Raw genomic sequence first — 8804 nt, forward strand, 5'->3', positions numbered from 1 at the left:
TAAAGTTTAGTGGCGATAGCGAAGAGGTCACACTCGTTCCCATGCCGAACACGATCGTTAAGCTCTTCAGCGCCGATGGTAGTTAGGGGTTTCCCCTTGTGAGAGTAGGACGTTGCTAAACTTTATTTCTGGGGCCTTAGCTCAGCTGGGAGAGCGCCTGCCTTGCACGCAGGAGGTCAGCGGTTCGATCCCGCTAGGCTCCACCATTTAATCTTCTATAGCAATTTATTATGGCGGCGTAGCTCAGCTGGCTAGAGCGTACGGTTCATACCCGTGAGGTCGGGGGTTCGATCCCCTCTGCCGCTACCATGTTTTTTCGCGTAGCGAAAATAACTTACCAATTTAATTTAACATATATGATACGGAGGAATACCCAAGTCCGGCTGAAGGGATCGGTCTTGAAAACCGACAGGCGGGTTAAACCGCGCGGGGGTTCGAATCCCTCTTCCTCCGCCATATTATATGGACCCGTGGTGTAGTGGTTAACATGCCTGCCTGTCACGCAGGAGATCGCCGGTTCGACCCCGGTCGGGTCCGCCATTTTTATTTTAAAAACTAATTTGATATTGTGGAGGGGTAGCGAAGTGGCTAAACGCGGCGGACTGTAAATCCGCTCCCTCCGGGTTCGGCGGTTCGAATCCGTCCCCCTCCACCACTTTATATTTGTTTGCCTTTAGGGGCATAGTTTAACGGTAGAACAGAGGTCTCCAAAACCTCCAGTGTGGGTTCGATTCCTACTGCCCCTGCCATTAAATCACTATGTGGCGATTGTGGCGAAGTGGTTAACGCACCGGATTGTGGCTCCGGCATTCGTGGGTTCGATTCCCATCAGTCGCCCCATTTCTTTACTTAAATATGATTATTGGGCTATCGCCAAGCGGTAAGGCAACGGACTTTGACTCCGTCATGCGTAGGTTCGAATCCTGCTAGCCCAGCCATTATGCGGGAGTAGTTCAGTGGTAGAACACCACCTTGCCAAGGTGGGGGTCGCGAGTTCGAATCTCGTCTTCCGCTCCATTAATTTTTAAAAATTAAAATTTTATATTGAGCATAAAACTTGGCGGCATAGCCAAGTGGTAAGGCACGGGTCTGCAAAACCTTTACCCCCGGTTCGAATCCGGGTGCCGCCTCCAAGTGCTCATATAAGTCTTTCGTAATGCCGGGGTGGTGGAATTGGCAGACACACAGGACTTAAAATCCTGCGGTAGGTGACTATCGTGCCGGTTCAGGTCCGGCCCTCGGTACCAAATCAATTATATGAATATGCTTCACTGCAGATTTGCAAAGAGCAAGCTTGTGGCGCAGGAGCATAGTTTATATATAAGTATATATTGTTTTCAAAGTACGAAAAGTATATTTTTACAATAAATGCGCCCTTAGCTCAGCTGGATAGAGTGTTTGACTACGAATCAAAAGGTCGGGAGTTCGAATCTCTCAGGGCGCGCCATGATCGGGAAGTGGCTCAGCTTGGTAGAGCACCTGGTTTGGGACCAGGGGGTCGCAGGTTCAAATCCTGTCTTCCCGACCATCATTATAATCAAATGCGGGTGTAGTTTAGTGGTAAAACAAGAGCCTTCCAAGCTCTGGTCGTGAGTTCGATTCTCATCACCCGCTCCAATTTTTTAAAAGCAGACAAGTTGTATTGTCTGGGCCTATAGCTCAGCTGGTTAGAGCGCACGCCTGATAAGCGTGAGGTCGGTGGTTCGAGTCCACTTAGGCCCACCATTTTTATATTTTATTCCACAGTAGCTCAGTGGTAGAGCAATCGGCTGTTAACCGATCGGTCGTAGGTTCGAGTCCTACCTGTGGAGCCATATGGAGAAGTACCCAAGTGGCTGAAGGGGCGCCCCTGCTAAGGGTGTAGGTCGCGCGAGCGGCGCGAGGGTTCAAATCCCTCCTTCTCCGCCAGGAACTTTCTAATAGCTGGCCCGTTGGTCAAGTGGTTAAGACACCGCCCTTTCACGGCGGTAACACGGGTTCGAATCCCGTACGGGTCACCAACAAACACTATTTTCATAGAATCAAATCATCAATACTTCGGAGGATTAGCTCAGCTGGGAGAGCACCTGCCTTACAAGCAGGGGGTCGGCGGTTCGAACCCGTCATCCTCCACCATAAACTCCTTTTGAACTATATCATTAAGTTTTTGCTATAGCTAAGAAACTTAATGAAGGCGAAGAAACATTTTGCCGGCCTAGCTCAATTGGTAGAGCAACTGACTTGTAATCAGTAGGTTGGGGGTTCAAGTCCTCTGGCCGGCACTCTTACTATTGTACGAAGGTACAATTTTTCTTTTTTTAGGAGCCATTAGCTCAGTTGGTAGAGCATCTGACTTTTAATCAGAGGGTCGAAGGTTCGAATCCTTCATGGCTCACCATTATTTTGCATCGCAAAATAACTTTTCATATGCGGGTGTGGCGGAATTGGCAGACGCGCTAGACTTAGGATCTAGTGTCTTTGACGTGGGGGTTCGAGTCCCTTCACCCGCATTTTAAGCTAGGATAGCTATTAGCTATCCTAGCTTTTTTCTATATTTAGAGAATAAAAGTACATTATTGAACTTGTGCGGATTATCTCCTCTTCTTGTCCAATCATTTTTATAGTTATCTAATATAATGAAGTAACTCTTTTAAGGGGGATACTGATGTGACGGTTGATAGGGTTATTCAAACTGGTTTAAATAACTTAGGTAAGCCTTATTTGTTTAATGCGTTACCTTTTCAAAACACAGTATTTGATTGTAGTTCATTTATCCAATATATATTTTATGTTAATGGCATTACTCTTCCACGCAATTCCCGGCAGCAGTTTAGAGTTGGGAAAAAAGTCGGCTTGAACAATATTCAAAAGGGTGATTTATTATTCTTTACGACAATAAAAAGAACAAAACGGAAAGGTATTGAAAAGATTGGCCACATAGCAATATATTTAGGAAACAATAAATTATTACACACTTTTCGACAAGGAAAAAAAGTGAAAATTACTCAATTAAGTGGTTATTGGAAAAAAAGATTAGTAGGAGCTAAGAGGATTTTTTAATTATGAAGGGGCTGTCCTAAAAGTGGTTGACACTTTTTTTCGGGTAGTCTCTTTTCTTATGTTTGCAATATGATTTTAACCTTTAGAACTCTGATTAAAAGTTTCATTATGAGTACATATATACTCATATTAAAATTTATAAGCTAAGGAAGTAGGTAAGTCACCGTCATCTGCGATCGGTGAAGTCGTAAGGACAGCTGAAATTATTTGTTATACTACCGAAGAAGGGGTAAGAATTCATGGCGAATAATGTAGAGAATTCTAATGTTTGTTGTGATACTATATATATAGAAAATTTTGGTTGTTAAAGGATGGTTTTATGGCCGTTTTGCTTTTAATTTTGCAAAATATTATTGTTCCCGTTTTTGTCCTTATTTTTGCTGGAATATTGCTTCACCGCAAGTTTAAGCTAGATTTAAATTCATTATCAAAAATTACCTTTTATTATTTAATTCCGGCAGTTATTTTCGTAAAGATTTATCAAAGTGATATATCTATAGATTTAGTATCTAGTATTCTTTATTTTTTACTATTACAAGCTGCATCATTACTCATCGTAACGAGTTTAATTGCGAGAATTTTTCGTTTTGAGAAAAAGCTCGTTGCAAGTTTTAAAAATAGTGTTCTTCTTAATAATCAAGGAAACTATGGATTGCCAGTTAATGCCCTCGTCTTTCGTAATGATCCGTTTGCAATGTCGATTCAAATTATTATTATGACGTTTCAAAATTTACTGACGTTTACATACGGGATTTTTAATGTACAAAAAGGGGAAAAAAATAAAGGGATCTTAAAGCAGCTCACTGGCTTTTTAAAAACACCCGTTCTTCACGCCTTAATGCTAGCGCTCATTATCAAATCTTTAAATATAACGATCCCTGATATGATTTGGATTCCCCTAGAACAAGCATCTGACGGATTTTTAGCGATCGCGCTTCTGACACTAGGTGCTCAAGTCGCTTATTTAAAAATTAACTCGTACATTCTGCCAATAATCGTAAGTTCGTTCACTCGTTTAGTTGTTTCACCGGTCATTGCTTTTGTCCTTATTTTGTTACTCGGCATTGAAGGTATCACTGCACAAACGTTATTTATTGCTAGTTCTTTTCCGACTTCAAGAAATAGTGCGGCGATAGCACTTGAATATAATTATCACCCTGAATTTGCTGCACAAATTGTATTAGTGACGACGGTATTAAGTATTTTTACGGTGACAGGAACTGTGTATTTAGCGAATGTTCTATTTTAAAGATCTAAATAAACGAAACTTTCTCGAAACGGTAACGTCTAATAAAAAAAAGGGGGTTACATTGTGCAAAAAAAATATATTGCGCTAATTAGTTTATTTAGTCTTTTATTATTTTTTACAGGCTGTGGTCAAAATGCATCAGAAAATAAACTTGTTTTTTCTAACGAAGATGTAGACGAAAACGTTGTTAATCATTCTAATCAATTCGGTTTTCAATTATTGAAACAATTAAAAGAAGAAGACGCTGGTGAAAATATTTTCATTTCACCACTAAGCATTTCAATTGCCTTAGCGATGACGGTAAACGGTGCTGAGGGTGAGACGAAACAAGCGATGTTAGAGGCACTTCAGCAACAAGATGTAACTGTTGCAGACATGAATGCATCATTTCAAGCGTTAATGAATATTATTCAATACTCAGATCCTTCTGTAGAACTATCGATCGCAAATTCATTGTGGGCGAGGGAGGATAAAAGCTTTTTTGAACAATTTATAACTGCAAACGAAACGTATTACGATGCGATGGTAACATCATTAGATTTTCAAGATCCAAGCGCTTCAAAAATAATCAACGATTGGGTAAAAGATGAAACGAGAGGCAAAATTGAAGATATTGTTGATGAACAAATCGATCCACGTACGGTGTTATTTTTAATTAATGCGATTTATTTTCAAGGAGATTGGACAGAGCCATTTGATGAAAATCGTACGATTGAAAAACCATTTTATAACGCAAACGGAACTGAAAACGACGTTGCGATGATGAGAAACGATGGGGAATTTGAGTATTTTGAAAATGACTTATTCCAAGCGATCCGTCTTCCATATGGTGAGGGACAGATGGTGATGGATGTATATTTACCGCATGAAGATGTACCTTCATTTTTAGAGCAACTATCGGATGACCAGTGGCAAGAGTGGGCAGGTAGCTTTCAAGCTAAGCAAGGTTATTTAGAAATGCCACGCTTTACGCTTGAGTACGAAAAAAGTCTTGTTGATGTACTAAAAACGTTAGGGATGGAAATTGCTTTTGATGAGAATATGGCCAACTTTGGTAACATGGCCGAAATTCCACCGAACCTTTATATTAGTGAAGTCCTTCATAAATCTTTTATTGAAGTGAGTGAAAAAGGAACAGAAGCGGCGGCTGCTACCTCTGTCGAAGTTAGTGAAGAGTCAGCTCCAATGTATGATTTTCAAATGGAAGTGAACCGACCTTTTGTTTACGCTATTCATGATACGAAAACAGAAGCCGTCATGTTTATCGGTACGGTTGAAGATAGTCTTAAATTCGAATAGAAAGAGCATGCATAGGGGGAAACATGAATTTTAAAAGACTAACAACTTGTATTGTTATCGCCGTTTTGTTGTACGTTGGTAATTTGGTTTATTATCAAACGCAGCAAATCGACGGTCCATTTTTTTTAAGTCATTATTATGATGTCGAGTTTCGCGAAGATCGAAATCCAACGGTTGAATTATATTATGTGACAAATAAACAGCACGAACTTGGCCATATCGATATCCCTGGGGTAGACAGGGCGTATGTAATTTATGATCATTTTTACCAACAGTTTCCTCATTTTCAAATTAAAAAAGCTGTTGTTGAAATTCAAGGCCAGTATGTAGCAGACTCGCTTTCCATTAAGGAAATCGATGTCCAATTTTTTAACGAAGACTTAAAGAAATATTCGATTGGAGAAATGATTCTTCGCCCTCCGAGTGATATAGGCTCTGAACAAACAATTGCTCATTTAGCATCAGGGGGAAGTAGTGATCATACGAGTTTTTCTGCTTTTGAAATCAATGAGCAGATGGAGCTCGTCGGTTATGAATATGCTTTTGAAAATAAGCTAAGTGATGAGCTAGAACTATTTTTAGATTATGAAAATGAAGAGTTACGAGATTTTAAAGAAAAAATCCAAACAAAAGAATACGATGAAGAGTTTGATTATATGCAAAGGAATATGTGGACAATAAGTGGGCTTAAAATGAATGAAGTGACGTTTCCGATTACCGTTAAAAAAAATGATCATATAAAAGTAAATAGTGCTTTTCGATTTGATGAAGATTCTCGAAATGAAAACAAATTTTATCGATTTGATGTAAGACTATTATTTGAAACGGAAGAAGGCTCGAAATTGGTTGCTCGAAATTACATGAATTATCAACCGCACTTCACTAGTAGTGAGATTAAAAATCTTGCTACGAAAGTAGGTGAACGTGATGAGTAAGGGGTACCGGTTAATTTTTTGGGGACTTTTGTTTATTTTAATAGATATTCGAATTGAAATTTTTGATATTTTACCAGACTTTCTCGGATATACGATGATCGCGAGTGGCCTAGGATACCTAAGTGCAAGTGAAACTTTGTTTGAAAAAGCTCGTCCTTTTGCTTTTTTACTAGTCTTTATCTCACTACCAGACTTCATAGGTTATTGGGAGTTTAGTTATACTGATGGAACTATTACCGTTTTCCCGTTAGTTTATCATCTCGTCGTTGTCATTCTACACTTATTTTTAATTTATTTTGTGATGGAGGCAACGTATCGACTTGCTAAAGAGAGCGGTGACGAATGTTGGGCACAAGCTACACGGGTGCGGTGGAATTATTATGCGATTATCCACCTACTATATTTAGCTATGAGCAGTTTTTCGTTAAATACTACTTTGGATGCTTTTCAGTTATTGTATATAATTTTTGCCATTACTATCGTCATTATTGAAATCGTTTTGATAGTCTTTATGAAAAAAACTGAAGGAAAACAGAGGCTTGGGTAAATGTTGAGTGAAAAGAGTGAATTATCCATGTTGTGATAGTAATTTTAAAAATAATTATGTAATTATGGAAAAAATATGAAACTTAAGGGTGTAACAGACGTATGTATAATCGATGTCAAAAATATTGGAGGACAAAATGATTAAACAATTAAAAGTTTTACTTGCAGCAGTTGCGATGCTTTTTGTTTTAGCTGCTTGTAATAGTGAAAGTGCTTCAAATTTAACAGAAGCAGAAGATGTACTTAAACAATCACTTGAGGCCATGGAAGAACTCAATAGTTATTCCATGAAGATGGAAAGTGAACAAACGATGAACATGAATGGTGAGGAAGAAATTACGATGTTCATGACAATCGATGCAGATATGATGGTAGATCCAATGGCGTTTTATCAAAATCTTTCAATGGAAAGCGATATTCCGATGATGGGTGCTTTTGAAACAGAGATGTATTTAGTTGATGACACGATTTATGTATTTGAACCGATGATGGATGAGTGGATGGAGTTACCGATGGAAATGGCCGAGGAATTAGGTGGACTTGCAGAGATGCAACTAAGTCCAGACCAACAATTAGCAATGCTACGTAACTTTGTCGATGATATCGAGATGACGGAAAATAATAATGAATACATTTTAAAGCTTGCTGGTGAGGGCACTGACTTTATGGAAATTGCTCAGGTTTTTGGTGGGGTCGGAACGGAAGGTTTTGACGAAATGTTAGAGATGTTCTCTCAGTTAGATTTAAATTTTGTAGAGTACGAGATTTTTATCGATAAAGAAACACTTTACCAAACGAAGCTGAACATGACGATGGATATGACAATGGGCATGGATGGGGAGACGGTTCGTACCGTCCAGTTGATGAATGCAACGATTACTGGATATAACGAGATTGAGGAAATCGTATTGCCAGAAGGGTTATAGAATAGTCAATCGTCTGAAAAACTAGACTTAGGAATCTAATGTTTAAATAGTGATCACTGTAGATATTTAAAGGCGGGGGGAGTGGCTCCCACGCCTTTTTTTGTTTAATGTGCCTCCTGTGATTTAGTAGTACTTATTATGTATGATGAGTTTTTGAAGAGTTGTATGTATGGGGAAAGGCGCAATAAGGTTTGTTGCCGAACATGGAGAGTGTGCGTAGTATGGGGCTGCTTCGTATTATGGGGGGAGTGTGCAACATCGTGTTTCTTCGTATTAAGGGGGGAGTGTGCGATTGCAATATAAAAGAGAGAGCAAAATGCTCACTTTAAGCTTTCGATTACTCTTCTCTGGTTTTGAGCTCAGATGAGTAATCATTCGAATGTTTTTTTCGCATTAACAGATTATCTTTAGAAGGTGTGGATGATTTGACGGTTACAGATAAAGGGTACGTAAGGATTTTTCGCGTGACCTAACCGAGTTTCACATCAACTAAAAGGGAACGCAAGAAGATCTCGCGTGCCCGGACAAAGCGTCACATCACCCAAAAGGTAACGCGAGACCTTCTCGCGTGCCCGGACAAAGCGTCACATCACCCAAAAGGTAACGCGAGACCTTCTCGCGTGCCCGAACGAAGCGTCACATCACCCAAAAGGTAACGCGAGACCTTCTCGCGTGCCCGAACAAAGCGTCACATCACCCAAAAGGTAACGCGAGACCTTCTCGCGTGCCCGAACAAAGCGTCACATCACCCAAAAGGTAACGCGAGACCTTCTCGCGTGCCCGAACAAAGCGTCACACCACCCAAAAGGT

At 39.9% G+C, this 8804-nt stretch carries 6 protein-coding genes, 22 tRNA genes and 1 rRNA gene; all 29 read left to right on the forward strand.

From position 1 onward, the window contains the following. Positions 1-5 precede the first annotated feature (5 nt). A 5S ribosomal RNA gene (rrf, locus tag BKP35_RS05670) occupies positions 6-121 on the forward strand. A 9-nt stretch (positions 122-130) separates the two neighbouring features. Beyond that, positions 131-206 (forward strand) — tRNA-Ala (locus BKP35_RS05675). 26 nt (positions 207-232) lie between these two features. Then, positions 233-309 (forward strand) — tRNA-Met (locus tag BKP35_RS05680). Positions 310-363: 54 nt separating this feature from the next. Continuing rightward, positions 364-456 (forward strand) — tRNA-Ser (locus BKP35_RS05685). Between the two features lie 8 nt (positions 457-464). Beyond that, positions 465-540, forward strand: a tRNA-Asp gene (locus BKP35_RS05690). 30 nt (positions 541-570) lie between these two features. Beyond that, positions 571-655, forward strand: a tRNA-Tyr gene (locus tag BKP35_RS05695). Between the two features lie 20 nt (positions 656-675). Continuing rightward, positions 676-749: transfer RNA gene (locus BKP35_RS05700), tRNA-Trp, on the forward strand. A 15-nt stretch (positions 750-764) separates the two neighbouring features. Then, positions 765-840, forward strand: a tRNA-His gene (locus BKP35_RS05705). Between the two features lie 23 nt (positions 841-863). Further along, positions 864-938: transfer RNA gene (locus tag BKP35_RS05710), tRNA-Gln, on the forward strand. A gap of 4 nt (positions 939-942) precedes the next feature. Continuing rightward, a tRNA-Gly gene (locus tag BKP35_RS05715) sits at positions 943-1017 on the forward strand. A gap of 42 nt (positions 1018-1059) precedes the next feature. Continuing rightward, a tRNA-Cys gene (locus BKP35_RS05720) sits at positions 1060-1133 on the forward strand. A 25-nt stretch (positions 1134-1158) separates the two neighbouring features. Then, a tRNA-Leu gene (locus tag BKP35_RS05725) sits at positions 1159-1247 on the forward strand. A gap of 123 nt (positions 1248-1370) precedes the next feature. After that, positions 1371-1447 (forward strand) — tRNA-Arg (locus tag BKP35_RS05730). A 4-nt stretch (positions 1448-1451) separates the two neighbouring features. After that, positions 1452-1528 (forward strand) — tRNA-Pro (locus tag BKP35_RS05735). Between the two features lie 15 nt (positions 1529-1543). Next, positions 1544-1617, forward strand: a tRNA-Gly gene (locus BKP35_RS05740). A 31-nt stretch (positions 1618-1648) separates the two neighbouring features. After that, a tRNA-Ile gene (locus BKP35_RS05745) sits at positions 1649-1725 on the forward strand. A gap of 14 nt (positions 1726-1739) precedes the next feature. Next, positions 1740-1814 (forward strand) — tRNA-Asn (locus BKP35_RS05750). A 3-nt stretch (positions 1815-1817) separates the two neighbouring features. Beyond that, positions 1818-1908 (forward strand) — tRNA-Ser (locus BKP35_RS05755). Positions 1909-1925: 17 nt separating this feature from the next. After that, positions 1926-2000, forward strand: a tRNA-Glu gene (locus BKP35_RS05760). 39 nt (positions 2001-2039) lie between these two features. After that, a tRNA-Val gene (locus BKP35_RS05765) sits at positions 2040-2115 on the forward strand. 73 nt (positions 2116-2188) lie between these two features. Next, positions 2189-2261, forward strand: a tRNA-Thr gene (locus BKP35_RS05770). A 40-nt stretch (positions 2262-2301) separates the two neighbouring features. Continuing rightward, positions 2302-2377, forward strand: a tRNA-Lys gene (locus BKP35_RS05775). A 31-nt stretch (positions 2378-2408) separates the two neighbouring features. Continuing rightward, positions 2409-2489 (forward strand) — tRNA-Leu (locus BKP35_RS05780). Positions 2490-2646: 157 nt separating this feature from the next. Then, entirely contained in the window at positions 2647-3039 is a 393-nt protein-coding gene (locus BKP35_RS05785; protein WP_071312450.1) for a C40 family peptidase, read from the forward strand. A 319-nt stretch (positions 3040-3358) separates the two neighbouring features. Further along, on the forward strand, positions 3359-4288 hold the full coding sequence (locus BKP35_RS05790; RefSeq protein WP_071312451.1) for an AEC family transporter: 930 nt from the start codon (positions 3359-3361) through the stop codon (positions 4286-4288). 63 nt (positions 4289-4351) lie between these two features. Continuing rightward, positions 4352-5587 carry a serpin family protein gene (locus tag BKP35_RS05795; protein ID WP_169819148.1) on the forward strand — a complete coding sequence of 412 codons (1236 nt, stop codon included), beginning with the start codon at positions 4352-4354 and terminating at the stop codon, positions 5585-5587. A 23-nt stretch (positions 5588-5610) separates the two neighbouring features. Beyond that, entirely contained in the window at positions 5611-6522 is a 912-nt protein-coding gene (locus tag BKP35_RS05800; protein WP_071312453.1) for a hypothetical protein, read from the forward strand. Next, on the forward strand, positions 6515-7069 hold the full coding sequence (locus BKP35_RS05805; protein WP_071312454.1) for a hypothetical protein: 555 nt from the start codon (positions 6515-6517) through the stop codon (positions 7067-7069). Before BKP35_RS05800 ends, BKP35_RS05805 begins: the two co-directional genes overlap by 8 nt. Positions 7070-7205: 136 nt before the next feature. Next, complete coding sequence (locus BKP35_RS05810; protein WP_071312455.1) at positions 7206-7994, forward strand: DUF6612 family protein; 789 nt, start codon at positions 7206-7208, stop codon at positions 7992-7994. The last annotated feature ends 810 nt before the right edge of the window (positions 7995-8804 follow it).

It is taken from the genome of Anaerobacillus arseniciselenatis (assembly GCF_001865995.1).
Classification (GTDB): domain Bacteria; phylum Bacillota; class Bacilli; order Bacillales; family Anaerobacillaceae; genus Anaerobacillus; species Anaerobacillus arseniciselenatis.